At 50.6% G+C, this 26,123-nt stretch carries 21 protein-coding genes and 2 pseudogenes; all 23 read left to right on the top strand.

The window, feature by feature from the left end; translation table 11 throughout:
- Nucleotides 1–90 precede the first annotated feature (90 nt).
- The 23 genes and pseudogenes from MRBBS_RS12095 (at nucleotide 91) to MRBBS_RS11975 (ending at nucleotide 26,100) form a co-directional block, all read left to right on the top strand.
- Entirely contained in the window at nucleotides 91–1,581 is a 1,491-nt protein-coding gene (locus tag MRBBS_RS12095; protein ID WP_041635618.1) for a capsule assembly Wzi family protein, read from the top strand.
- A 57-nt stretch (nucleotides 1,582–1,638) separates the two neighbouring features.
- Nucleotides 1,639–4,155 (top strand): SLBB domain-containing protein, encoded by a 2,517-nt coding sequence (locus MRBBS_RS12090; protein ID WP_014871806.1) that lies wholly within the window; start codon nucleotides 1,639–1,641, stop codon nucleotides 4,153–4,155.
- Nucleotides 4,155–5,090: a Wzz/FepE/Etk N-terminal domain-containing protein gene (locus MRBBS_RS12085; RefSeq protein WP_014871805.1), complete on the top strand. Its 936-nt coding sequence runs from the start codon at nucleotides 4,155–4,157 to the stop codon at nucleotides 5,088–5,090. The genes MRBBS_RS12090 and MRBBS_RS12085 overlap by 1 nt, the downstream gene beginning before the upstream one ends.
- A 132-nt stretch (nucleotides 5,091–5,222) precedes the next feature.
- A complete protein-coding gene (locus MRBBS_RS12080; RefSeq protein WP_014871804.1) occupies nucleotides 5,223–6,008 on the top strand; it encodes a Wzz/FepE/Etk N-terminal domain-containing protein in 786 nt (261 codons plus the stop codon).
- A gap of 70 nt (nucleotides 6,009–6,078) precedes the next feature.
- Complete coding sequence (gene rfbB / locus MRBBS_RS12075; protein ID WP_014871803.1) at nucleotides 6,079–7,143, top strand: dTDP-glucose 4,6-dehydratase; 1,065 nt, start codon at nucleotides 6,079–6,081, stop codon at nucleotides 7,141–7,143.
- Nucleotides 7,140–7,988: a dTDP-4-dehydrorhamnose reductase gene (gene rfbD, locus MRBBS_RS12070; RefSeq protein WP_014871802.1), complete on the top strand. Its 849-nt coding sequence runs from the start codon at nucleotides 7,140–7,142 to the stop codon at nucleotides 7,986–7,988. The genes rfbB and rfbD overlap by 4 nt, the downstream gene beginning before the upstream one ends.
- A complete protein-coding gene (rfbA, locus tag MRBBS_RS12065) occupies nucleotides 7,989–8,861 on the top strand; it encodes a glucose-1-phosphate thymidylyltransferase RfbA (protein ID WP_014871801.1) in 873 nt (290 codons plus the stop codon). It abuts the gene before it with no gap.
- Nucleotides 8,862–8,870: 9 nt separating this feature from the next.
- Nucleotides 8,871–9,416: a dTDP-4-dehydrorhamnose 3,5-epimerase gene (gene rfbC / locus MRBBS_RS12060; protein WP_014871800.1), complete on the top strand. Its 546-nt coding sequence runs from the start codon at nucleotides 8,871–8,873 to the stop codon at nucleotides 9,414–9,416.
- A 6-nt stretch (nucleotides 9,417–9,422) separates the two neighbouring features.
- The gene (locus MRBBS_RS12055) at nucleotides 9,423–10,733 is read left to right on the top strand and encodes a lipopolysaccharide biosynthesis protein (RefSeq protein WP_014871799.1); all 1,311 of its coding nucleotides are present in this window, start codon (nucleotides 9,423–9,425) and stop codon (nucleotides 10,731–10,733) included.
- A complete protein-coding gene (locus MRBBS_RS12050) occupies nucleotides 10,730–11,941 on the top strand; it encodes a polysaccharide pyruvyl transferase family protein (protein WP_014871798.1) in 1,212 nt (403 codons plus the stop codon). The genes MRBBS_RS12055 and MRBBS_RS12050 overlap by 4 nt, the downstream gene beginning before the upstream one ends.
- Complete coding sequence (locus tag MRBBS_RS12045; RefSeq protein WP_014871797.1) at nucleotides 11,938–12,909, top strand: glycosyltransferase family 2 protein; 972 nt, start codon at nucleotides 11,938–11,940, stop codon at nucleotides 12,907–12,909. Before MRBBS_RS12050 ends, MRBBS_RS12045 begins: the two co-directional genes overlap by 4 nt.
- A 210-nt stretch (nucleotides 12,910–13,119) precedes the next feature.
- Nucleotides 13,120–14,228 (top strand): annotated as a pseudogene (locus MRBBS_RS19070) (IS3 family transposase).
- A gap of 223 nt (nucleotides 14,229–14,451) precedes the next feature.
- A pseudogene (locus MRBBS_RS12025) lies at nucleotides 14,452–15,143 on the top strand (IS30 family transposase); the annotation flags it as partial.
- A 120-nt stretch (nucleotides 15,144–15,263) separates the two neighbouring features.
- Nucleotides 15,264–16,034 (top strand): glycosyltransferase family 2 protein, encoded by a 771-nt coding sequence (locus MRBBS_RS12020; protein ID WP_083847051.1) that lies wholly within the window; start codon nucleotides 15,264–15,266, stop codon nucleotides 16,032–16,034.
- Nucleotides 16,031–17,173, top strand: a complete 1,143-nt coding sequence (locus MRBBS_RS12015) for a hypothetical protein (protein WP_014871790.1) — start codon at nucleotides 16,031–16,033, stop codon at nucleotides 17,171–17,173. Before MRBBS_RS12020 ends, MRBBS_RS12015 begins: the two co-directional genes overlap by 4 nt.
- A complete protein-coding gene (locus MRBBS_RS12010) occupies nucleotides 17,170–18,207 on the top strand; it encodes a polysaccharide biosynthesis protein (RefSeq protein ID WP_014871789.1) in 1,038 nt (345 codons plus the stop codon). The genes MRBBS_RS12015 and MRBBS_RS12010 overlap by 4 nt, the downstream gene beginning before the upstream one ends.
- A gap of 3 nt (nucleotides 18,208–18,210) precedes the next feature.
- On the top strand, nucleotides 18,211–19,341 hold the full coding sequence (wbjC, locus tag MRBBS_RS12005; protein WP_014871788.1) for a UDP-2-acetamido-2,6-beta-L-arabino-hexul-4-ose reductase: 1,131 nt from the start codon (nucleotides 18,211–18,213) through the stop codon (nucleotides 19,339–19,341).
- 4 nt (nucleotides 19,342–19,345) lie between these two features.
- Nucleotides 19,346–20,476, top strand: a complete 1,131-nt coding sequence (gene wecB / locus MRBBS_RS12000) for a non-hydrolyzing UDP-N-acetylglucosamine 2-epimerase (RefSeq protein ID WP_014871787.1) — start codon at nucleotides 19,346–19,348, stop codon at nucleotides 20,474–20,476.
- Nucleotides 20,477–20,491: 15 nt separating this feature from the next.
- On the top strand, nucleotides 20,492–21,640 hold the full coding sequence (locus MRBBS_RS11995; protein ID WP_014871786.1) for a glycosyltransferase: 1,149 nt from the start codon (nucleotides 20,492–20,494) through the stop codon (nucleotides 21,638–21,640).
- A 25-nt stretch (nucleotides 21,641–21,665) separates the two neighbouring features.
- On the top strand, nucleotides 21,666–22,274 hold the full coding sequence (locus tag MRBBS_RS11990; RefSeq protein WP_014871785.1) for a sugar transferase: 609 nt from the start codon (nucleotides 21,666–21,668) through the stop codon (nucleotides 22,272–22,274).
- 1 nt (nucleotide 22,275) lies between these two features.
- A complete protein-coding gene (locus MRBBS_RS11985; protein ID WP_014871784.1) occupies nucleotides 22,276–22,929 on the top strand; it encodes an acetyltransferase in 654 nt (217 codons plus the stop codon).
- Between the two features lie 41 nt (nucleotides 22,930–22,970).
- Nucleotides 22,971–24,155 carry a DegT/DnrJ/EryC1/StrS family aminotransferase gene (locus MRBBS_RS11980; protein WP_041635276.1) on the top strand — a complete coding sequence of 395 codons (1,185 nt, stop codon included), beginning with the start codon at nucleotides 22,971–22,973 and terminating at the stop codon, nucleotides 24,153–24,155.
- Nucleotides 24,148–26,100 carry a polysaccharide biosynthesis protein gene (locus MRBBS_RS11975; protein ID WP_041635616.1) on the top strand — a complete coding sequence of 651 codons (1,953 nt, stop codon included), beginning with the start codon at nucleotides 24,148–24,150 and terminating at the stop codon, nucleotides 26,098–26,100. The genes MRBBS_RS11980 and MRBBS_RS11975 overlap by 8 nt, the downstream gene beginning before the upstream one ends.
- The last annotated feature ends 23 nt before the right edge of the window (nucleotides 26,101–26,123 follow it).

Here is a 26,123-nt window from a genome sequence, read left to right as displayed (position 1 = left end):
TCCGGCGCTTGCGCCAAAATCGGTCAGGGATAGCTCGGTTTCTCTCCTTATAAAGCCAGTTGTATCCCTGCATTTAAAAACATGAAGTTCATGACCTTAAAACACTTAGTCTTGGTATGTGGGGCGGTAGCGTGCCTGAACACGATTTCTGCAGCGGCGGCGCCGTGGATAGCGCCAGGTGATGCCCGGGCCCGATTCGCAATACAAAAACTGGCGGATCAAGGGCAATTTAATCGCCCGGTGACCAGCTGGCCCATCATGTGGGCATCTGTAGACAGCGCCTTGGTCGAATCTGCTGATAAAAGCTCCGAGGTAACGGGCATGGCTCGCGCATATCTTGAGTTTGAGCAGGAACAGCAAGCATCCACTGGAATTCGCGCACAGTTTGAACTATCGGCAACCAACGAAGTGGCCATGGTGCAGGGGTTTGAACGCGGCCCTATGGCGCAAGGCTCAGCGACGCTGAATGTGCAATGGCAAGGTGAGCGATTCGCACTGGGCTTAAGCCCTACGTATGCGCTCAATCCAGACGATGACGAAAACGCTCGTTTCGATGGGTCCTATTTAGCCGCAACCGCTGGTAACTGGGTGTTTGGTGCAGGCGCCATCGACCGATGGTGGGGGCCGGGCTGGCAGTCCAGCCTGATTTTCTCTAACAACGCCCGGCCCATGCCCTCAGTGTGGTTCAATCGTAAAGACCCGTCCGCGCCTGAAACCTCTTGGTTAAGCTGGATTGGCCCGTGGCAGCTCACGGTTCTGGCCGGTCAATACGAAAAACAACGCGCCGTACCTGAAGCCAAGCTGATTGGTATGCGCTTGAACCTGCGCCCGCTGGACGGCCTGGAAGTCGGCTTTTCCCGCGCCATCATGTTCGGTGGCGAAGGCCGGCCCGAAGGCCCCTCTACCGTCTGGAATGCGCTGATCGGTAAAGACAACGGCCAGCTGGAAGAGAACGACCCGGGTAATCAACTTGCCGGCATAGACGCTCGTTATGGCTTTTCCCTGGGCCGTCAGGCTATGGGTCTGTACGGCCAGATGATGGGCGAAGACGAAGCCGGCGCCTTCCCGGCGCGCAAATCCTGGCTATTGGGTAGCGACTGGACCGCACAATTATTCAACGGCGACCAGCAGTGGTTTATCGAGTATGCCAACACCCTGGCCGATGACTTTCTGGGCGACGCCCGACCTAACATCACCTACGATCACTCCCGCTATAGCAGTGGCTATCGTTACTATGGCCGCACCATGGGTGCCAGCTTCAGCGGCGATGCCGAAGCGATCACATTAGGTGGCTTCCACTTCTTCGACGACGGCCGCAACCTATCGGCCAGCTTGAACTTTGTCGAATTTAACAAAGATGGAATAAGTCGAACGCCGGTCATTAATGAAAATATCAAGCTGATGGTTCCCGCAGAAAACGCCAAACAAGTGATCGCAAAAGTTGGCTATGGCACCGAATTGCTCAATGGCTGGCTAGACCTAAGCGCCCAGTTCGCCGATAAAAAGCTCCAGCTGGTCAACCCTGCCGAAAATGAAAGCGGGCAATGGTCTGTTGGCGCTAGCTGGCGCTACCGGTTCTAACGTCTTTTTAGTACATAAAACGTCAAATTTTTATTTAACACTCACCGGATACCCTTTGTGAACCTAAAGTACCTTTTACTCTCGTTATCTCTGGTGTCGCTGTTAGCACCATTGTGTGTTTCCGCGCAATCCATATCAGCTGCGCAAATGCAGCAATTCAAGTCATTGCCAAAAGCGCAGCAAGAAGCACTTGCGCGGCAATACGGTGTGGATCTCGATCAGGTTCAAGGCCCTTCGGGCTCCAATGGATCGACAGTTCGCCAAGCGATATCGGTTGTTGAACCGCTCCAAAGCGATAACACGGAAAACGGAGGCGATCGTAAGCCAACAAAAGAAGAGCAGGCGTTCGCCGAAAAGAACAACGGCCTACAGCCCTTTGGCTACGAGCTGTTCGAAGGCAAGCCCAGCACCTTTGCACCTGTTACGGAAGTGCCCGTGCCCGCCAACTACACACTAGGGCCCGGCGATGAAATAAAAGTGCAGCTTTGGGGCAATGAGAACCGCCAATGGTCACTCACGGTCTCCCGCGATGGCACCATCGACATGCCAGAGCGTGGGCCTATTAACGTGGCAGGGCTGAGCTTTCAGCAGGCGCGTGATGAAATTAGCAGGCTGGTGTCTGAACAGTACATCGGCGTAAAAGCCGCCGTGTCGCTGGGCGAGTTGCGCAGCGTGCGCGTGTTTGTGTTAGGTGAAACCCGCACGCCTGGTTCGTTCAGTGTCAGCTCGTTGTCTACCATTACAACCGCTCTGTATGTGTCGGGCGGCATTCGTCATACCGGTTCGCTGCGTAATATTCAGCTGAAGCGCAATGGCAAAGTTGTTCACACCCTTGATCTTTACGAGCTCCTGTTGAAAGGCGACACCAGCGGCGATGCGCGCCTGCAAGCGGGCGACGCTATTTTCATCCCCGCCGTTGGGCCGCGAGTGGGTATAGACGGTGAAGTATACCGACCAGCACTGTATGAACTTGATGGCGCCACCAGTTTGCAAGATCTGGTTAATCTCGCTGGAGGCTTAACGGCCCAGGCCTACCCACAAATTACGCGCATAGAACGAACAAATCTGGAGTTCTTGCGAATCATCGCGGAAGCAGACCTGACCAAAGCGGCGGGTAAACAGGCGCGAGTGAAAGCCGGTGACAGGGTGTCTGTGGCATCCATTGCAAACGTAACTGGCCAATACATTGAGATCTCCGGCGCAGCTACGCGCACAGGCAAGTTTGCCTGGGTTCCGGGCATGCGCGTAAGTTCGATCATACGTAATAGTGATGCCGACTTATTGCCCATAGCCGACACTAACTTCGCCGCCATCGTTAGAACCAACCCTGAAACCCAGCAGATTTCAGTGCTGAGCCTGGAACTGAAAAACGCCATTGCCCACCCGGGCAGAGCGGCTGACCTGATTCTTCAGGAAAAAGATCAACTACTGCTGTTTGCAGATAACGGCAAAAGCAACTTCGAGCAAGGCGGTGAAGAAGGTGCCCAACGCTTCAGCCGTGAGGCTTTGTTCAACAAGGTTGTAAAACGCTTAAAAACACAAGCCACACCGCAAGCGCCGCAGCAAACAATGACCATTAGCGGCCCGGTACGATACCCCGGCGAGTACCCATTACCTGCCAGCGGGAAAGTAAAAGACGCCATCGTAATGGCCGGTGGTTTAAAAGATTCGGCCCTAATGCTGGGAGCAGAACTGGCCCGCCGCACCCTCAATGCCAATGGCGTGGAGCAAACCCGCCTTCAAACCGTTGACCTGGCTAGCGCCATGAACGGCCAGGGAAACGTAGCTCTGCAAAGCCGTGACCGCTTGATGGTCAAATCCATACCGTTGTTTGGCGCTACGCACACCATCTCGCTTGAAGGCGAAGTGGTCTACCCGGGCGAATACACCTTCAGCGATGGCGAGACTTTAAGCGCGGTGCTTCAGCGTGCCGGTGGGCTTACCAACAACGCCTTTCCCCGTGGTTCTGTATTCACCCGTGAAAAATTGCGCCAATTAGAAGCACAGCGCCTGCGCGAGGCAGAACAGCGCCTGCAGGGCGACCTGCTGGGTGGGAAGCTAGAAGGAGATAGCTTTGGCGGCCAGAACGCTCAACGCGTGGATGAGGTAAAAGGCCTTCTTGACGATGTACAGAGCAGTCGCCCCGTTGGCCGCATGGTCATCGATTTGCAGGCCGTATTGTCAAACAGCGATTACCAGTCTATCCGCCTGCAAGACGGCGACACGCTAACTGTACCCACCATTCCGCAAGCCGTTAGCGTATTCGGCGAAGTTCAGTTTCCCACCAGTCATCTGCACCTAGCCGGATTAACAGTAGACGACTATCTGGAACGTTCCGGCGGCCCAACCCGTCAAGCGGACGAAAACCGCGTTTACGTGGTCAAAGCCGATGGCTCAGTCATGCTGCCTGAAAAAAGCGCCTGGTTTGGTGGTCGCAGTCAGCAGTTGCACCCGGGTGATACCGTTATCATGCCTATTGATGTAGACCGCCTGAACCAGCTGGAGCTGTGGACCAACGTCAGCCAAATTGTGTATCAGATGGCCCTGGGCGCTGCTGCCGTGGGGAATCTGTAATGAATCAGTATGCACACATTGAGCAACCCAATCAGTACGCCGATGACGAAATAGACCTGCGCCAGTTGTTCGCAACGCTGTGGGCCGGAAAATGGCTAATCATCGCTTTTACCATAGTGTTTGCAGCTGGTGGTGTGGCTTTTGCGTTATCGAAGCCAGACATTTACCAGGCTAATGTTTTAGTGGCACCCGCCAACGAAGAGGGCGGAACGCAAGGCCTGAGCGGTCAACTCGGCGGCCTTGCCAGCCTCGCAGGTATAAACTTGGGTTCGGGCGGCTCCAATCAAATCGTCATCGCCAAGGAAGTGCTGCAATCTCGAGCTTTTCTGAGCAACTTTATCCGCAAGCACAAATTAGCAGTTCCGCTTAAAGCGACGATTGGTTGGGATATGAATAGCCAGCAGTGGCATTACGACCGAGAACTCTATAACCCAGGCACTGGCGAATGGCAGCTAAATGACGATGGTGAAAGCAAAGCGCCTACCGACTGGGACCTGGTAAAAGCATTCAGAGAAAACCATTTGAGCGTAAGCGAGAGTAAAGACACAGGAATGCTCACCCTCAGTATCAAAAGCCTGTCGCCGACTGCGGCAAAAGAGTGGGCAACCCAACTCATCGCCGACATTAATGAGCACATGCGCCGGGAAGATGTGGGCACCTCAGAGGCCCGCATAACCTACCTGGAAAGCAAACTCAGCGAAACCAACATCGCCGGTATGCAGCAAGTGTTTTATCAACTGATCGAAAGTGAAACCCGCACCGTTATGCTGGCCAACGCCCAACCGGAATACGTGTTTAAAACCGTAGACCCAGCCGTTGCCCCACAAGAGAAAAGTGAACCAAAACGGGCGTTAATCGCTGTTTTGGCGGTGATGCTAGGTGGCATGCTGGGCGTGTTCGTTGTGTTTGTACGCGCCTTTATAAAGAAAAATTGAAAACGCTAATTTCTGGTAGCATAAACGGCGGGCCAAACCCTGTAGTATAGGCATCTTTAACCGCTATGCTGATCACCATCGGCAGGGCGGTAGCGTGCCCAAGCGCGAAAAGCAGCTACAGGGAAGAGTGGAATGGAAGAGAGACGTAATCAACCGAATAACACGTACCAACCTGAGTATTCAGACGAAATCAGCCTGGTAGATTTGGCCGCGACGTTTATTCGCCGGCGCAGGGTGTTTTATGCCGTGTTTCTATTATGCACGCTAGGGGGCTTGGCTTATGCTTTGCTCACACCCGAAAAGTTCGATTACGTCAGCCTTGTACAGCTAGCGGAAAAAGACAGTGAGACGTTAATTCAGACACCGGAAACCGTTATCGCGACCCTTGAAGCGCGATGGCTGCCCGAACAGCAAGTGCTTTATTACGCTGAAAACGAAAGCAAACTGCCATTTGGCGTGTCGTTTCAAAATACGAAAGACACCGCGCTGATTCGTTTTACAACCGGCACGACCGTCAAACAGAAACAGCAAGTTGAAGAAGTTCACGCTGCATTGATTGCAAAGCTGAGCCAGCATCAGGAAAACCTTATAAGAATTGAAGAAGCTAGCATCAATGCGCAAATTAAATCATTAAGCACTGTTATAGATTCTATGGCAGGGAAGGCAACAGATGGTGATGGGTCAGCGCTTTCTGCCGCAATTCAGAGAAAATCAGCACTTGAGAACGCATTGCAAAGCCTGGGTAACTTAGAAGTCATTGTTAGCGCCCGTCAAAGTATTGAAAAAACCGGACCGAAGCGAAGCCTGATTGTTGCATTGGCCGTGGTTTTGGGCCTTATGCTGGGAATTTTTGTCGCGTTTATGGCCGAGTTTGGTGCGAGTGTAAAAAAACAGTTGGCGGTTACTGACGGCCGGTGAAGTTTGCTTAAATAGTTTGAGCCTAGGCAATAGCTTTGGCTGCCTTAAAAAACAGTGGTACCAAGAAATCATGAAACTTCTGATCACCGGCGGTGCCGGTTTTATCGGTTCAGCCGTTATTCGCCATGTTATCCAGAATACGAATCACGATGTTGTTAACCTGGACAAGCTCACCTATGCAGGCAATCTGGAAAGCCTTGCCGACGTGAGTAGCAGCGGGCGTTACTGTTTTGAACAAGTTGACATTTGTGACCGTGTGGCTGTTGACAGAGCCCTGATTCAGCACCGGCCAGACGCTATCATGCATTTGGCTGCCGAAAGCCACGTTGACCGCTCTATTGACGGCCCAGCCGATTTTATTGAAACCAATATTGTTGGTACTTACACGCTGCTTGAAGCAACACGCAGTTATTGGAACTCGTTGGCGGCTGAGCAGAAAACCAGTTTTCGCTTCCATCACATCAGCACCGATGAGGTGTATGGCGACCTGGAAGGCACTACGGATCTGTTCACAGAAGCCACATCTTACGCTCCCAGTAGCCCTTACTCAGCCAGCAAAGCCAGTTCAGATCACCTGGTACGGGCCTGGTACAGAACCTACAGCCTGCCTGTTGTGGTCACCAACTGTTCCAACAATTACGGCCCGTATCACTTCCCGGAAAAGCTGATTCCCTTGATGATTCTGAATGCTTTAGAGGGCAAGCCCCTGCCGGTTTACGGTAAAGGTGAACAGGTTCGGGACTGGTTATACGTTGAAGATCACGCACGTGCACTTTGTAAAGTAGTCATTGAAGGTAAAGTAGGGGAAACCTACAACATCGGTGGCCACAACGAGAAACAGAACATTGAAGTGGTGCACGCGATCTGTAAGCTGCTCGAAGAGCTAGCCCCCGAAAAACCAATGAACGTTCTGCATTACTCTGATTTGATTACCTACGTAACAGATCGCCCCGGCCATGATCTTCGCTATGCCATAGATGCCAGCAAAATCCAGAAAGAATTGGGTTGGGTACCAGAAGAAACCTTCGAAACGGGCTTAAGAAAAACCGTGCAGTGGTATCTCGACAACCTCGACTGGTGCCAGCGAGTACAAGACGGTAGCTATCAGCGCGAGCGTTTAGGGGGAGGGGAATGAACATTTTACTCCTAGGCAAAACTGGCCAGGTAGGCTTCGAGCTACACAGAACCCTCGCCACCCTCGGCGCCATCACCGCCCCGGGCAGAGAAGACCTTGACTTGACGAAAGAACAGGCGGTAGCCAGTTACCTGGACCAACACCGGCCAAACCTGATTGTAAACGCCGCCGCCTGGACAGCCGTAGACTCTGCAGAAGCCCATCAGGTGGAAGCAGAGCGCCTAAACACCGATCTGCCCAAACAGCTGGCCGAATATGCAGCCACTAATAAAGGCCGACTAGTTCACTACAGCAGCGATTATGTTTACCCGGGCAATGGTACAACCCCGTGGCAGGAAACCAGCCCCACCGGCCCCCTAAGCCACTACGGTAAAACCAAACTCAAAGGTGACCAGGCCGTCGAAAAAAGCGGTGCAGACCACTTCATCTTCCGCACCAGCTGGGTTTACAGCGCGCGCGGCAATAACTTTATGAAAACCATGCTGCGCTTGGCCGAAAGCAAAGCCGCACTCAATATAGTGGCAGATCAAATCGGCACACCCACCCCGGCAAGGCTCATCGCCCAGGTAACCGCACTGGCTATCCACAGCAAGCTAGAAACAGGGGTCTACCACCTGGCCCCAACCGCCGAAACCAGCTGGCAAGGCTTCGCCAAAGAGATCTTCCGCTTGGCCGGCAAAAATACTAAAGCAAACCCCATCCCCACCAGCGATTACCCAACATCCGCAACCCGGCCGCTGAATTCACGGATGGACGTCACCAAACTAGAACAAGCCCTCAAGGTCCGGCTCCCAGCATGGCAAAGCCAGCTGGAACTGACGCTGAGCGAATACCTGGAGCAGTAAATGAAAGGCATTATCCTCGCCGGAGGCTCCGGCAGCCGTCTATACCCAATCACAAGGGGCATTTCCAAACAGCTCCTCCCAGTGTACGACAAACCCATGATTTACTACCCACTGTCGGTTCTCATGCTGGCGGGTATTCGGGATGTCCTCGTTATTACCACGCGAGAAGACCAGGATGGCTTCAAGCGCCTGCTCGGCGACGGTAACCAATGGGGTATTAACCTGACTTATGCGACTCAGCCAAGTCCGGACGGCCTCGCCCAAGCTTTTATCATCGGCGAAGATTTCATCGGTCAGGACAGTGTGTGCCTGGTGCTCGGCGATAACATCTACTACGGCCAGGGCCTGAGCAAAATGCTGCAAACCGCTGCAACCAGAGGCAAAGGCGCGACCGTATTCGGTTATCAGGTGACCGATCCGGAGCGCTTCGGTGTGGTCGAGTTTGACGACAACCACCGCGCCATCTCCATCGAAGAAAAGCCAGTCAATCCGAAGTCCGACTACGCAGTGACCGGCCTCTATTTCTACGACAACGATGTAGTCAACATCGCCAAACAGGTTAAACCCTCCGCCCGTGGCGAGTTGGAAATTACCAGTGTTAACCAGGCATATCTGGAGCGGGGCGATCTCAACGTAGAACTGTTGGGTCGAGGTTTTGCTTGGCTGGACACCGGCACCTTCGATTCGCTACACGAAGCATCAGGCTTTATCGAAACCCTGGAGAAGCGCCAGGGCCTGAAGATCGCCTGCCTGGAAGAGATTGCTTACCGCATGGGTTTTATCGGCAAGGAACAACTATTGGCCGAAGCTGAAGCGCTGAAGAAGAACAGCTATGGCGAATACCTGAAAAAACTGGTCAAAACAGGCAAGTAAGCGAACTCTATGAAAATTACCGAAACCAGAATTCCTGACGTTAAACTCATCGAACCTAACGTATTCGGAGATGACCGCGGCTTTTTCATGGAAACCTGGAACGAAAAGGCCTTCCGGGAAGCGGGCATTGACGCCTCCTTTGTGCAGGATAACCACAGCCGCTCGGTAAAAAACACCCTGCGCGGGCTGCACTACCAGATCAAACATCCTCAGGGGAAACTGGTAAGGGTAACCCGCGGCGAAGTGTTTGATGTAGCCGTAGACCTGCGTACAGCCTCACCCACCTTTGGTCAGTGGGTAGGAGAGTATCTCTCGGAAGAAAACAACCGCATGCTGTGGGTGCCGCCGGGGTTCGCTCACGGGTTTCTGGTGACCAGTGAAATGGCAGATTTTCAATACAAGTGCACGGATTTCTATGCGCCGGAGTATGAGAGATCAATTCATTGGGCCGATTTATCGTTGGGTATCACATGGCCTCTGGGAACAACGGAAGAACCGCTCGTTTCTGGAAAAGACAGTGCAGGCACACCATTTTCATCTGCTGATTACTACTGAGTATTCATGGGTAATATTCAAAGCTTTCTTCCGAACTGGTGTAAGGGAAAGTTCCTGCGCAATGTAGTGACGCTGGTGTCGGGAACAGCCATTGCCCAGGCTGCAAGCCTCCTTTTTCTACCGCTCATTACTCGTCTATACGGCCCGGAAGCGTTTGGTGGTTTGGGGTATTTCTCCTCATTACTCGGATTTCTCACTCCCTTGGCCGCATTTTGTTACCCATTGGCGTTGGTTTTACCGAAACGAAGGAGTGAAGCAAAAGTCATATTTGATCTGTCATTAAAACTTGCTCTTGTTATGAGTTTTGTAACGGGAGTGGGTCTCTTTCTGATAGAGCTCTTTTTTGATCGCATTGTTCCTTTTAATGGCAGCTATTTTTTTGTGCCCATCGGGATGTTCCTGTCGTTCTGCGTAATGGCTTATACGCAGTGGGCTATTAAATATGGACGATTTCGCCTGGTTGCACTAGTGACTATCCTGACCGCTCTTGGCGCAGGTTCTGCGAAGGTGATTTTTGGATACTACTATCCGAGTGCGGTAACCCTGATTTCGATCTCGGTTTTTATTCTTATTGTTAATGTTGTTGTTTTTTCGGTTAATTTAAGAGCGGGCGTCAAACTCACTGATATTTTGGCTGTAAAAAAAAGGCATTTGGCTGTTGCTAAAAAGTACATAAGGTTTCCTCTCTATAGAACACCTCACGCAATGATGGCTGTGGTTAGTCAGACGGCTCCTATTTTTTTGTTAACCGCTTTTTATGGCGCTAAATATGCGGGTTTTTTTGCGTTGACGAGAACTGTCTTGGGGGCTCCGGTCACGTTGATTGGAAAGGCAGTCTACGATGCGTCATACCCAAAGATTGCGCAGCGTTACAACGAAGGGCAGGCTAATCTTCAGTTTGTGATTAAAGTTACACTTGGTTTGGCGGCGCTTTCTGTCTTTCCATTGATTATTGTGTTCTTCGCTGGTGGGTACATATTTGAATTTTTGTTTGGTGGGGAGTGGAAGACTTCAGGGATATATGCCGCGTGGATGGCAATTTGGTTCGCTTTTAATTTCTTGAATAAAGCAGCTGCAGCAGCAGTATCAGTTTATGGCTTGGATGGTTTTTTGTTTCGAAATGGTCTGTTAAACATGGTTTTGAGTCTTGTTGGCTTTTATCTGGGCGCGCTTTTGTTTGAATCTGATGTGGCTTCTGTTGCTATGTTTTCCCTTTTTGGAGTGGTTTGTCAGTGTTTTTTGATAATTAAAGTCGTTCAGGTGATCAGGAGTTCGGATAAGTTGAAACTATCAAAGTTAGAGGCGTCAAATTCATGAAAAAAGTAGTGATCCTTGGTGCATTTGATCGCTACAATTATGGCGATAATCTGATGCCAATTCTCTTTGAGTTTTTTCTGAGAGAATATTATCCTGGTTTTTTTAATAGCTACCACTTGGAGTTTTCTGCCCTCACTGATTCGGATTTATCTAAGTATCGGGCAAAAAAAACGGTAGCGATGTCGAAGGTTTTCGACGGGCGGCTCGATGATATCCAGGCAGTCATTAGCATTGGCGGCGAGGTGCTCTGTGCTTCTTCCAGTGGGCTTTTCTTCCACATGAATCATTCCAAGAGGTTCGTAAAATTTGTTAAGCTTCTGAAGTGGAAGAGATTTTCGTTCTTGGCGGATATTGTTTGCAAAAAGTTTTATAAGCTCCCATGGGAATATCCTTATATTCCCCAGAAACTGGAGCCCCATATTAAGGTTGGTTTTAATACGGTCGGGGGAGGGGTCTCACGAAATGCTTTAGAGCCCTATATTCATTCTGTCCGAGCACGACTTTCTGAGGCAGATTACTTGTCTGTGAGAGATAAAAGAACAGAAGGGTCACTTAAAACTTTCTGTTCGCCGGAGGTGTTTCCCGATTCCGCAATAGTAATGGCGCACTTTGTCAACGACGAGTTTTTAGAAAAAGAAAGTGGCGCTCGTATAAATGAACTCAAGAATGAAGATTATATTTGTTTTCAGGCTGCTCCTGAGAAAGTAGGTGCTTCATATTATGAATGTAAAGAAGTATTGAGATCACTGTCAGAACAGTATGGATTGAAGGTTATATTGTGTCCGATTGGTTATGCAAGCGGACATGATGATATCGAATTTTTGCGGGAAGTTGGAAAACTTTCTGCTGGTGAGTTTGAAATTCTTGACGATTTAAATGTGTGGGAGATTATGTCTGTAATCCGATACTCGAAAGCTTTTATCGGAACGAGTCTTCATGGTGTAATCACTGCCTTATCGTTTTCAATACCACATGTTGGTGTTAATCGAAGGGTAGCGAAGTTGGACAGGTTTCTGGCAGATTGGAGTCTCGGTCCTTCAGCAAGGTGCTACTCCGTTCTAGAAATACCCGATATTTTTGAGTCAGTGGTGAACGTCAACAAAGCACATTTTTGTGCTCACTCTGAGCATCTGATAGAGCTTGGACTGAAGAATAACCACCGATTGGTTCAAGCTTTAGGTTTGGACAATCAGAAGGCGCCAGCATGAAAGTTTCAATTGCCATGGCCACATACAACGGTGCCAAATACCTCAAAGCCCAACTACAAAGCCTCGTCGACCAAACTCTCCAACCCGACGAGCTGATCATCACCGACGACTGTTCAACTGACGAAACAGAAGCCATCGTCCGTGAGTTCGCCAGAAAAGCGCCTTTCAAAGTCGAGTTCTTCCGCAACGAAAAGAACATGGGCTACTGCGGTAACTTCAACGCAGCGCTGATGAAAACTTCTGGAGACCTGGTTTTTCTATGCGACCAGGACGACGTTTGGTTTCCGGATAAGATCGAGCACATGGTGGGCGTTGCCGAGCGAAATCCCGAAGCGTTGGTGGTGATGAACGATGCCGCGTTAACAGACGGTCGGCTAAATGAATTGGGGTTGACCAAGGTGGGACAAATCCGGTCTGCCGGCTTTAGTATGGACAGCTTCGTGATGGGCTGTTGTTGCGCTGTTCGCCGGGAACTGCTGGATCTGTGCATGCCCATACGCGCTGGAGTAAAGGGCCACGACAACTGGCTAGTGCAATTCGCGGATGGCCTAAACGCCAAGCTAGTGGATGAAACAGTACTGCAGTACTACCGACGACACGAGTCGAATGTTTCCCAGTTCATAGCGAACAGAACCACTAAAGTGACTCGCACCCAGGCACGATTGAACGCAATCAAGACTGTATTGAACCAAAACGCGGTAGAGCAGGTGAGGGCTGGTTTGCAACAGCTCCAAATATTCGCTGATGGTGTTCGTGATGCCGAGAAAAAGGCACCAGAGCATTACAAAACGGAACTGGCTGCACTGGAGAAACGCTATCGGGAGCATGCAGACACTACCGAACAACGCTTGGTAGTCGTCGAGAAACCGTTTTTTGCAAGAATCGTGGCTGCCAGCAGTTTGTTGATGCGTGGCGGGTATAACAGCGCAAAAGGGGTTCGTTGGTTTATTCGGGATATATTGGGTTAGAGACGGTTTTCAACCCAGTTGTGTGTGCCACAGCAATGCGCACAGTAAGACAGGAGTCATATGTGCAGCATGAGAAGCTGTTGAAATGATGGAGGAACCGACCCTCCGAAGTCTGCCTACAGGGGCTGGCTTTCCCCCCTCTGTCAAGGTAGTTGGAACCCCACCCGATGTTAGACTCTATCAGTAAAGTGGGGCGAGACAGAGGTCTTTATGAAATATTCACCGGAACGTCGCGAAGCCATCCTGCGCAAGTTGCTGCCACCCAATAATTGACCGGTTACCGAAGTGGCGCAGGAAGAAGGTATCTCCGATGCGACCTTGTACAACTGGCGTAACGAGGCCAGAAAATCAGGACAGTTGTTGCCAGATCACGGTTCGGATCCAGAAGGCTGGAGTTCCCGCGATAAGTTCAATGCGGTACCTGAGGCAGCGGCACTGAATGAATCCGAATTGGGCGAGTATTGTCGCAAACGCGGCATCTACCCGGAACAGGTCCGCCGTTGGTGACAGAGCTGTGAAACTGCCAATGAACGAGATGAGCGGCTGGTACATCGCCTCGGAATTCTCCTTCTACCGCGTTCTGACAGAGCACAATGAGAATCATCGCAGGGGTAGTCGACACTCCGGTCGAGTCGGCCCGCCACGCCGTCACGAAGCGACCAGGCCGAATCAGGTCTGGTGTTGGGACGTTACATATCTCAAAACGACCGTCCGGGGTCGATTTTTTTATCTGTACTTCATGTTCGACATCTACAGTCGCAAAATCGTGGGAGCCGAAGTGTTCGATGCGGAAAACGCGGTCAACAACGAAATTGTGCTGCGCAAAGCGCTACTCCGGCAAGGCTGCGTGAACAAGCCCCCGGTGGTGCATTCTGTCAACGGCAGCGCCATGAAAGGCGGCACGTACGTTACCGGCCACGTTCGAGCAGTTGGGCGTGACACCGTCCTACAGTCGGCCATGTGTGTCTAACGACAACCCCTACATCGAATCGCTGTTCGGCACCACCAAACAGCGCCCGGAATACACGCCAGAAGGCTTTGAGAGCCTTGAGCTGGCGCGTGACTGGGTGATGAAGTTCATCACCTGGTATAACGAAGAGCACCGTCACAGCGCGATCCGCTATGTGACGCCGGCAGACCGTCATGAAGGTAAGGATGCTGACATACTGGCAAGGCGCAAAATGACGCTACTCAGGGCCAAAGAAAAGAATCCTGGCCGTTGGTCAACCGATGTCCGTAACTGTGAACCAATCGGACCCGTGTGGCTGAATTCACTACCAGAAGAGCAAGATGTTAAAGAGCAATACGTGGCTCATTAGAGCCTAAATGAATCAGGTGCCAACTACCTTGACAGACGACGAAGCTCAACATCCGGCCTCGAAAGCGGCTCGGTTTCAAGGCACCGCTGGAAGTTTTTATGGATCTGCTCAAACGCACCCAGAGCGCCCCAGCCGGGGTTCATTAACCGGGTGTTGCACTTGGAGTTGGAGATCGCCCTGTTTTCAGCTTAGTAATGTTTAACATAGTACCCTTGACATTCACGAGGTAGTCGTCGACATGCTGCGAAAAAAGTGGTCTCCTCAGCAAATCAGCGGCACACTGAAGGCCATGTTTCCTCGTCGTCCTGAGCTTCAAGTCTCACATGAGACCGTGTACAAAGCCATTTATGCCCAGCCTCACGGCGAGCTGCGCAAGGAGCTGATTGCCTGCCTGCGTCAGGGTCACACCAAGCGCCGCCCCCGTGCCGGCGGGGTTGATCGTCGCCAACAAATCCCGGATTTGGTCAGCATCCATTTGCGACCGCCGGAAGTCGAAGAACAGCTGCTGCCTGGGCACTGGGAAGGCGACTTGATCAAGGGTGCCTTCAATCGCTCAGCCGTTGGCACCCTGGTGGAGCGTGTCAGTGGTCTGGTGTTCCTGGCCAAGATGGACGGTGCCACCGCCACAGCGGCCGTTCAGGGCTTCAGTGCTGCGTTGAATCGGGTACCGCTGGAGATGCGCCAGACTTTCACTTACGACCAGGGCCGCGTGCTATTAACGAGAACACTAATGGCTTGTTGCGGCAGTACATGCCGAAGGGAACAGACCGGTCTGTGTTCAGCCAGGATGAGCTGGACGCTTTTGCCTTCCAGCTCAACACTCGGCCTCGAAAGCGGTTAGGCTTCAAACCACCGCTGGAAGTGTTTATGGATCGGATCAGCCGGACCCAAGAAGCGCCATCAGGCGTTCATTGAACTGAGTGTTGCACCTGGAGTTGGAGGCTCGCACTTTATGAATAATGATTTTAGGTGTTTTTAGAATCTTAATGGTTTTGGAGATTTCATGTTTAACAATATAACTATTGTGAGTTCGTTTTGAGATTATTAAGTATTGTAATTCCAACTTTTAATAGACCTTTCTTGGTTGAAGCCCTCTTGAGAAATATGGGCTCTGTTGCCGGTGAGTCGGATATTGAGGTAATTGTTGTAGATGACTGTAGCATCGCTAGTGAAGTGGGTAAGTTAAAGGAATTGTCCTATGAGTACCCGCTCATAAAATTCGTATTTTTAAGTGAGAATACTGGAGGGGCAGGCGCGAGAAATAAAGGGGCAGAAGTTTCTCTCTCAAAATGGATGTGGTTTTTAGATGATGATGATTCTGTTGCTTCAAAAGATATAAGAGCTGTTTTAAGAGTAATTAAAGAAGTTGGCGACAAGCAAAAAATGCTTTTCCTGTCAGCTAATTTTATCAAAGGAGATAGCAACAGAGTTTGTATACCTGTCGGTGATAAATTGTTTTCAAGGTTTTCTCGATATGGTAATGAGGTGAATACGTCTTGCGTTTTGTTTAGCTTTTCCCTTTTTGAAAAGATTGGGGGGTGGGATGCTGATTTAGTTGCTGGCCAAGATACTGATATTCTCTTGAGAGCGTCAGAGTTGACGGATGCCTATGTTTTATCCGATGTTTTTGTTGATGTTATTCAACATGACGGTGAGAGAATTACAAAGAATCCTAGAAAACAAATGAAAGCAAAGTTTCAATTTGTGCTGAAAAACTACAAAAGACTCCACCCTCTTAGGTTGGCAAGATATGTTTTGACTTTTTTTCTTTTTTACCCATATTTGAAAAATCTGGTGCGAAAATGAAAGTTCTGGCGATTTTCGTGTTTTTTGTTACATTTTATAAGATATCTATAATAAGTCCTAAGCTTTACCTTTCTATCTTTGTTTCTTTTTTTGGATTGTTTTTTGTAATAAAGTACAGTAAAGCCTTTTTTTGTTCTATCGGCCTGAAGGTTATTTGTGTTTTTCTGGCAATAGTGGTCTTTTCATTAGCTGTGGATATGGTGACAGGTGCGTTGCTGAATAATTTTTTTAATAGTTTTTTTGTTAGGGCAATTTCAATTTTTTTCATTTCAGCAGTTCCAGCATTCTTCGTTGTGGTCTATCTTCTGAAGTATGACTATGATTCTGTTCTGGATACTGTTGCAGTTTCTTTTTGGATTCAGTTATGTTTTTGGGTTATTACTTATTTTGATCCCACTTTGAAAGTCTATTTTGTTAAGCTTATGGGGGGTGGGGAAAACTCTGTTAATCTCAAGAGTCATAACTTGGAGGTTCGAGGGTTTGGTATTTCAAATGAGATAAATTTCACATCTCCATTTGTATCTGTTTTGGTTTGTCTTTTGCTTTTAAGAAGAAATGTGATTAGTTTATCGACATCTTTGACTCAACTGGTTAACTCAAACTTGGTGGTCTTTGCAGTTGTTATCGGTCTTTTATTTTCGAAGATATCTAACTTAAGAAAACTGTTAGTAGGTTGTTTATTTTTTCTTGCAACATATTTTCTCTATCTTTTTGGTGAAGAATTTTTCCCTAGGCTCTTTGCAGAATTTGGATCTGGTCAATCTAGAACAGTTAAGGTGCTTTTTGAGGACCATCTTTTTTATCTGAACAATAGCGTCTGGGGGCACTTGTTTGGCGAAGGGATCTATGTTTTTTTAGGTGAGCTTGATCACTATTCCGATGTTGGTTGGGTCCACATTTATAATTATGGGGGTGTTTTTTTTACAGTTTTATATGTTTTGTTTTTGGCTTTTTTATGTTTTTCGGCATTTGGAAAAAGTTGGCTAAGTGTGGCTTGGTTTGGAGCCGGGCTTATACTTAACGCAAAAGGGCTCTTGTTCAGTCCGAACGCTTTTTTCTTTGTGATATTTATTTTTATATTTGTTAATTATGGACAACGAGTAAAATCGGCAAAAATTAGATGGATTCGTGAAACATGAGTTTTGACAATAGAACGCTATTAATCACCGGCGGCACCGGCTCCTTCGGCAACGCCGTACTCAAACGATTTCTGGACACCGACATAGAAGAAATCCGCATCTTCAGCCGGGATGAGAAAAAACAGGACGACATGCGTAAGCGCTACGCCAATCCCAAACTCAAGTTCTACATTGGCGATGTGCGCGATTACCAAAGCATTCTGAATGCCACCCGTGGCGTGGATTTCATCTTCCATGCAGCCGCGCTTAAACAGGTGCCTTCCTGTGAATTCCACCCTATGGAAGCAGTGAAAACCAACATTCTCGGTACTGAGAATGTATTGGAGGCCGCTATTCAAAATGAAGTGAAGCGTGTTGTTTGCCTGAGCACAGACAAGGCGGTTTATCCCATTAATGCCATGGGTATTTCCAAGGCTATGATGGAAAAGGTGATGGTGGCCAAGTCCCGTAATGTGGATCCGGACAAAACCATGATCTGCGGTACCCGTTACGGCAACGTGATGGCGTCTCGTGGTTCCGTTATTCCCCTGTTCGTGGATCAGATTCGTGCGGATCAAGCCTTGACCATTACTGATCCGAATATGACCCGCTTCATGATGACCCTGGCGGATGCGGTGGACTTGGTGCTTTATGCCTTTGAGCACGGCTCCAACGGTGACCTGTTTGTACAAAAAGCCCCTGCGGCGACAATCGAAACTCTGGCGCGGGCGCTGACCGATTTGATGGGAAAGCCGAATCATCCTATTAACGTGATTGGCACCCGTCATGGCGAAAAGTTGTTCGAAGCTCTTTTGAGTCGTGAGGAAATGGCCTGCGCGCAGGACTTGGGCGGCTATTACCAGGTGCCACCCGACCTGCGGGATTTGAACTACGGCAAGTTTGTAGAGCAGGGCGAGGAGAAAATTTCTCACACTGTAGATTACAACTCCCACAACACCGAGCGCCTGGATGTAGCCGGTATGCAAACCTTGTTACGTAAGCTGGATTTCATTCGAGCCCTGGAACGGGGCGAATACCTCAACACGGAGGAGTGAACCATGCGTGTATTGGTAACCGGTGCTAACGGTTTTATCGGCAAAAATTTGCAAATGCATTTGCGCGAGCTGGGTGGTGCGGAGAGTGATGTCGAGATTGTGCCATTCACCCGTGAGCACACGGAATCGGATTTGCTCGGCCTGCTGAAAGGTGTGGACTGGGTGTTTCACCTGGCTGGCATTAATCGCCCGGAAGACCCATCAGAGTTCGTGACCGGCAATGCCGGGCTTACCCAGGCGCTGTGTAAAGCGATAAAGGAAAGCGGCTGCAAGAGTCCTGTGGTTTATACCTCCTCTAGTCAGGTAGATTGGGATAACGACTACGGCACCAGCAAACGTGCTGCGGAAGACGCACTGCTGGAACTACACCAATCTACAGATTGTCCAGTTTACATCTACCGCTTGCCCAATGTATTTGGTAAATGGGCGCGGCCCAATTACAACTCGGCGGTGGCTACCTTCTGCCACAACATCGCCCGGGAGTTGCCGGTACAGATTAATGATCCGGATGCGGTGATCCAGCTGGTTTACATTGACGATGTGGTCGCCAGCTTTGTCGGCTTGCTGGGCGGCGTGGAACAGCCCACACCCTTCGCCGAGGTAGAACCGATTTATCAAATTACCGTGGGTGAGCTGTCGGCGCAATTACAACGCTTCAAAGCGACCCGGGATAACCTGATTACCGAGCCGGTTGGCACCGGATTGACCCGCGCCTTATATTCTACGTATGTGAGCTACCTACCACCGGAAAGCTTTACCTACACCGTTCCCCAACATGGGGATGAACGCGGTGTGTTTGTGGAGATGATGAAAACCACGGATGCGGGCCAGTTCTCCTTTTTTACCGCCCACCCCGGCATTACCCGTGGGGGCCATTACCATCATTCTAAGACTGAAAAGTTCCTGGTGATCAAAGGTGAGGCCTGTTTCCGTTTCCGCCACATGCTAACCGGCGAGTTCTACGAACTGCACACCTCCGGCAACAAATCGGAGATTGTGGAAACCGTTCCAGGCTGGACCCACGACATTACCAATGTAGGTGACAGCGAGCTGGTGTGCATGCTTTGGGCCAACGAGATTTTTGATCGCGAGCGGCCGGATACTTTTGCCTGCCCAGTAGGAACTGCAGAGTGACTTTATGAAAAAACTGAAAGTAATGACCGTGGTTGGCACCCGGCCGGAGATTATTCGTCTGTCGCGAGTAATTCCCAGACTGGATGAGCACTGTGAGCACATTTTGGTACACACCGGCCAGAACTACGATTTTGAGCTGAATGAAATCTTCTTTCAGGACTTGGGTATTCGCAAACCTGACTATTTTCTGAGTGCGGCCGGTGCTAGCGGTGCTGAAACCATCGGCAACGTAATTATAGCCGTTGATAGGGTGCTGGCCGAAGTGCAGCCAGAAGCGTTGCTGGTGCTGGGCGATACCAACAGCTGCATGGCGGTTATCTCCGCGAAGCGCCGCAAGATTCCGACCTTCCACATGGAAGCTGGCAATCGCTGTTTTGATATGAGGGTGCCGGAAGAAATTAATCGCCGCATTGTGGACCACACCGCTGATATCAACCTCACCTACAGTTCGATTGCGCGGGATTACTTGCTACGCGAAGGCCTGCCACCAGATCGGGTAATCAAAACCGGTAGTCCAATGTTTGAAGTACTAAACCACTTCCGCAAGGGCATTGACAATTCTGATGTTCTGGAACGCCTGGGCCTAACGGAAGGGCAGTTCTTTGTGGTTAGTGCCCACCGGGAAGAAAATGTGGACTCTGACAAGAACTTTCAGGCCCTGGTCGACACCCTGAACGCCGTGGCGCAGCAGTACGGTTACCCGGTGATTGTCTCCACCCACCCCAGAACTCAGAAACGGGTTGATGTCATGGGTGTGCAGTTCCATGAGAACGTGCGCCTGCTAAAACCGCTGGGCTTCAAGGACTACAACAAGCTGCAGTTGAGCGCTAAAGCCGTGTTGTCTGACAGCGGCACTATCAACGAAGAAGCCTCGATTCTCAACTTCCCGGCGCTGAACATTCGTGAAGCACACGAACGACCCGAAGGCATGGAAGAAACTGCGGCTATGATGGTGGGCCTGAGCAAAGAGCGAGTGCTGCAGGGCCTGGCTATTCTGGAAACCCAGGGTCGTGGCTATGAGCGCACCCTTAGCTTGGTGGCAGATTACAGTATGCCGAATGTAGCGGATAAGGTTGTGCGTATTATTCATAGTTATCGTGATTATGTAATGCAGACGGTTTGGAAGCAGTACTAAGGAAGTAGCGTTAACATGGGACCTAAAAAAACGGATATCGCAATTGTGAATCGCAGTTTCTGGCCTAAAAGCCAAGTGATTGGTGAAGGTCTGCTGCAGTTTGCCGAGTTGGCCGCGAAACAACATTCTGTATGTGTGATCACTCAGGAAGAGGGTGATTTGGGGGAGCTTCTGGCCAGCAAAGGCAGAGGGCAGGGGGTACAAGTTCGCGTCTGCAAAGCCTACACCACATCTGCCAGTGGGTTGATCAAGCGTATGGCAGAAGCGGTGTTCTTCATGCTGTGGACGTTCATCAGTCTTGTTCGGGCAAAGCCTGCCAATGTGTACGTCTCCACCAATCCCCCTGTGGTGGTGCCCTTCATCGTGGCGGTGTATTGTCGGTTGTTCAACGCCAATTATGTTTACCACTTGCAGGATATTCACCCGGAGGCCGCCAACATTGTGGTGCCGTTGAACGGTTTGGTGTTGCGAATGCTTAAAGGCATTGACAACTACACCCTGCGCCACGCCAAGGTCATCATCACTCTCTCTGAGGATATGAAGGCGTATATCCAGCAGCGCAGCGATACCCGTAGTCCTATTTATTTATTGGACAATCCCTCGTTCGAAGTTACTCCAGTGCCCATGGCGCAACGCACCAAAGATATCGTGTTTTGTGGAAATGCTGGCCGCCTTCAGCGGATTCCGCTGTTGATGACGGCAATACGCGAGTATTTGCAGAAGGGTGGCAACCTTTGGTTTACTTTTGCCGGAGGTGGTGTATACGCTCAGGATGTGAAGGCTCTGGCTGATGCACACGAACAAGTGGACTACCTCGGTTTCATCCCCGCAACAGAGGCCGCCGAACTTGTTAACAATCACCGCTGGGCGCTGCTGCCGATTGATGATGAAGTAACCAAATACGCCTTTCCCAGTAAATCCTCCGGCTATGCGCTATCTGGTTCTGGTGTAATAGCTGTTTGCGGAGCGCAAACCAGCGTAGCCCGGTGGGTACAGAAGCTTAAGGTTGGAGTGGTGTGTGATGCAGATCACGATGCCTTGGTTAACTGCTTTTTTTTGCTTGAGCAGAGAGAGGGCGAGAGTTTCACTGTTGTGGATGAGATTAGAGAGCGGCTTCAGATTTCTTATTTTGCACAAAGATTGCAGGATATTGTGTTTTTTTGAGCCGTATACCAAGGGTTAAGTACTTATGTTAAAAAGGCTGTTTGATGCTTTCGCTGCCGCTTTTGGTTTGCTAATCCTGGCCCCGGTTATTCTGATCGTAGCCTGGCAGGTAAAGCACAAGCTTGGCTCTCCAGTGTTCTTCCGCCAAACTCGCCCCGGCCTGCATGGCAAACCCTTCCAGATGATTAAGCTCCGCACCATGCTGGATGTGTTGGACTCCCAAGGTAGTCCTTTACCGGATTCAGAACGGATGACTCCATTCGGTCAGTTCCTGCGTTCCAGTAGTCTGGACGAGCTGCCCGGACTCTGGAACGTTTTGACAGGCGAGCTGAGCCTTGTGGGCCCGCGCCCATTGTTGATGGAATACCTGCCACTGTATTCAAATGAACAGTATCGTCGCCACGACGTTCGCCCGGGCGTGACCGGCTGGGCACAGGTTAACGGCCGTAATGCGATTTCTTGGGAGGAGAAGTTCAAGCTGGATGTTTGGTATGTCGATAACCGCTCATTTTGGCTAGATTTGAAAATTCTGCTGCTGACGGTTAAGAAGGTATTGGTTCGAGATGGAATTAGTGGTGAGGGCGAGGTTACTATGTCCAGATTTACCGGAAGTGATCAAAAGGAAGCTGATTGATATGGCTAGAACTCTTATAGGTATATATGGCGCAAGTGGTTTCGGGCGGGAGGTTTTACCTTTGGTGCGAGAGCAATTAAAGGCGGTTAACGCGGAATTTGTGTTTATTGATGATGGCGATATTGGCCTTTCGATGAACGGATACAGAATTCTTGGTTATCAGCAGTTTTTGGCTGACGAGGCTTCGGAAAAGCAGGTTGTTTTCGCAATCGCTAACAGTGTGATAAGGGAAAAGCTGGCTCTGAGGTGTGCGGCCGATAGTATTCCGGCGCTTACTTTGGTGGCTGAAAATGCGGTGGTATTAGATGAGGTTTCAATCGGCGAAGGCGCGATTCTCTGCCATTTTACGCAGCTTACGTCCAACATTCGAATTGGCAAGTACTTTCACGCAAACATCTACAGTTATGTTGCCCATGATTGTGTTATTGGCGATTATGTAACGTTCGCTCCCGCTGTGCGTTGCAACGGCAACGTTGTTATCGAAGATCATGCCTATATCGGTACTGGCGCAGTTATTAAGCAAGGCTCGCCTGATAAGCCGTTGGTGATTGGTAGAGGTGCAATTGTTGGTATGGGAGCTGTTGTGACCAAGGATGTGCCACCTGGTGTGACAGTGGTTGGTAACCCGGCGAAGGTTTTTGAGTCCCGAGATTAGAATACCCACTCCATTCAAACCCGACACAAAACAGAGTAACCATGCTAAACGGACCTTTCTCCCCCTGGCCCTCCTTCACCGAAGAAGAGGCCCGCGCTGTTTCCGATGTTCTGCTGTCCAATAAGGTCAATTACTGGACCGGCCAGCAATGCCGTGAGTTTGAGCTTGAGTTTGCCGAGTTTGCCGACTCCAAATACGCTATTGCGCTGGCCAACGGCACTCTCGCGCTGGATTTGGCCCTGAAGGGATTGGGCATTGGCCCCGGTGATGAGGTAGTGGTTACGCCGCGCACCTTTTTGGCCTCTGTCTCCAGTATTGTAACGGCCGGTGCGGTACCCGTATTTGCAGAGGTGGATGCGGATTCCCAGAATATTACAGCGGAAACCGTGCGCGCGGTGCTCACTGAGCGCACCCGCGCAGTGATTTGTGTGCACTTGGCCGGCTGGCCCTGCGACATGGATCCGATGATGGCCCTGGCTAAAGAGCGCGGTTTGTTCGTGATTGAGGATTGCGCTCAGGCTCATGGAGCTGAGTATAAGGGGCGTGCTGTGGGCTCCATAGGTGATGTGGGGTGTTGGTCGTTTTGCCAGGACAAGATTATGACCACCGGGGGTGAGGGGGGCATAGTGACTTGCCAAGATCGGGATCTGTGGTCGCGGATGTGGTCGTTTAAGGATCACGGTAAAAGCTGGAACGCCATCTATGAGCGCGAACACGCACCAGGGTTTCGTTGGCTGCATGAAAGCTTTGGCACGAATTGGCGAATGACCGAAATACAGGGTGTTCTGGGCCGCATCCAACTTAAACGAATGGACGATTGGCGCAGCACCCGACAAGCGAATGCGAAAGTAATTTGGCAAACGGCCAGCCGTTTGCCCGGATTGCGGGTTCCCCAAGTTCCGCAGGATGTAGAGCACGCGGCTTATAAGTGCTATGTGTTTGTCGAGTCTGGCAGATTGGCTGGAGGCTGGAACCGAGATCGGATTATCAATGCTATTGTAGAAGCAAGCGTTCCCTGCTTTTCTGGTTCCTGCTCGGAGGTTTATCTCGAAAAGGCGTTCGACAATACCGGTTGGCGCCCCGAAGTGCCTTTATCTGTTGCCCGCGAGCTCGGAGAGACCAGCCTGATGTTTTTGGTGCATCCAACTTTGACAGCGGATGAAATCGAGAAAACGTGTCGCGTGTTAACGTCAGTCATGAAGCAAGCCGTGAATGACCATGTTTAACGCATTCCTTAAATTGTCCCGTCTTAAAAAGCGCGTAATTTCCTTAACGGTGGATTTTGTCGCGCTTTCTTTTGCGCTTTGGGCTTCTTTTGCCCTTCGCCTGGATGTGGGTCTGTGGCAGCCAAATAAGGACCAGGCGCTGATTTCGCTGCTTACGGTGGTGTTTACGCTGGGCGTTTTTGTTCGCCTTGGCTTATACCGCGCGGTTATTCGTTACATGAGTGACCGGGCCTTCATAACCATCATCACCGGCGTTGCCGCTTCTGCTTTGTTGCTGGTGGTGCTTAGCTACGGTTTGAATGTGTTTGTCCCCCGTTCTGTTCCGCTGATTTACGCCGCGCTGGCGTTCATTTTTGTTGGCGGTAGCCGCATGAGCATGCGCATGCTGGTTCAATACTCGTCTGGGCGCGACAAAGAGCGCGTAGCCATTGTGGGCGCTGGTAAAACCGCTGTGCAGCTGGCTAAAGCTCTGCAACAGGGTGATGAGCATCACCCTGTCATGTTCATCAGCTTGATACCGGCCAATCATAAAACCCTGGTTGTGGGTTTGCCGGCGTTTGCGTTGAGCCATTTGGAAGAGGCGGTGCGAAGCCACGGCGTTCAGCGCCTGTTGTTGGCGGTGGATGCGGATATAGATGTCAATCGTCGTGAATTGTTAACGCAGCTGGAAAAGTTGAATTTGCCGGTACAAACCGTTCCGTCGTTCAGTGAAGTGATTGCCGGCCAGGCGCGCATTAACGATATTCGCGATCTTGAAATTGAAGACTTGCTGGGGCGCGATCCGGTGCGGTCAGACAACGCCCAGGTAGCGTCGTCGCTGTTTGGGCGTTCGGTGATGGTGACCGGTGCCGGTGGTTCGATTGGTTCCGAATTGTGCCGGCAGATTATCAGCCACCAGCCAAAATGTCTGGTGCTGTTTGAACAGTCCGAATTTGCGTTATACGCCATCGAGCGCGAGCTTCAGCAGATTAACGCTGCGGAAGGTTTGAATGTGTGTGTACACCCGCTGTTGGGCAGTGTGGTGCATCGTCGCCGCTGTGAAACGGTGATGCGCTCGTTTGGGGTGCAAACGGTTTACCACGCGGCGGCTTACAAGCATGTGCCGCTGGTAGAGCACAATGTGATTGAAGGTGTGCAGAACAACGTGTTTGGCACGTTGCACACAGCCGAGGCGGCAGTTGCGGCGGGTGTTGAGTTGTTTGTGCTGATTTCTACTGATAAAGCGGTAAGGCCCACCAACGTGATGGGCGCCAGTAAGCGCATGGCGGAGTTGGTGTTGCAGGGGCTGGCGCAGCGCCAGAGCGACACGGTTTTCTCTATGGTGCGTTTTGGTAACGTGCTGGGCTCGTCTGGGTCTGTGGTGCCTTTGTTCCGGGATCAGATCAGCAGCGGTGGCCCGGTTACGGTTACCCATCCGGACATTATTCGCTATTTCATGACCATCCCCGAAGCCAGTCAGCTGGTGTTGCAGGCCGGTAGTATGGGCCAGGGTGGTGAGGTGTTTGTGCTGGACATGGGCGAGCCGGTCAAAATTGCCGATTTGGCTCGTAAAATGATGCATTTGATGGGCCGCCGCGAAAGAACCGCCGAACAGCCAGATGGCGAAATAGAGCTGGTGTTCAGTGGCCTGCGCCCCGGTGAGAAATTATTTGAAGAGCTGTTGATAGGTGACGATCCCCAAGGCACCGCCCATCCACGGATCATGATGGCCCGTGAAGTGTGTATGTCCTGGCCAGAGGTAGCGGATACGGTGAAACAACTGCAACACGCCAGCCATGCGTTTGATTGTGAGGAAGTGCTGTCTATTCTTAAAGCGGCGCCGACGGGTTTTGCGCCTAATGAGGGCGTTGGGGATTTGGTGTGGAATCTGAATCCGCAGCCGGTCATACCCAGAACCCTCGACACAGATTTCGAAGCTGTGTCGAGGGCTGGAAATGAAAAGTGAGTTGTCCCCTGTAGGTTGACGTC

The organism is Marinobacter sp. BSs20148 (assembly GCF_000283275.1).
Classification (GTDB): Bacteria; Pseudomonadota; Gammaproteobacteria; order Pseudomonadales; family Oleiphilaceae; genus Marinobacter; species Marinobacter psychrophilus.
Note: the sequence above shows the minus strand (reverse complement) of the source record. Positions and strands in the feature narration are given on the sequence as shown.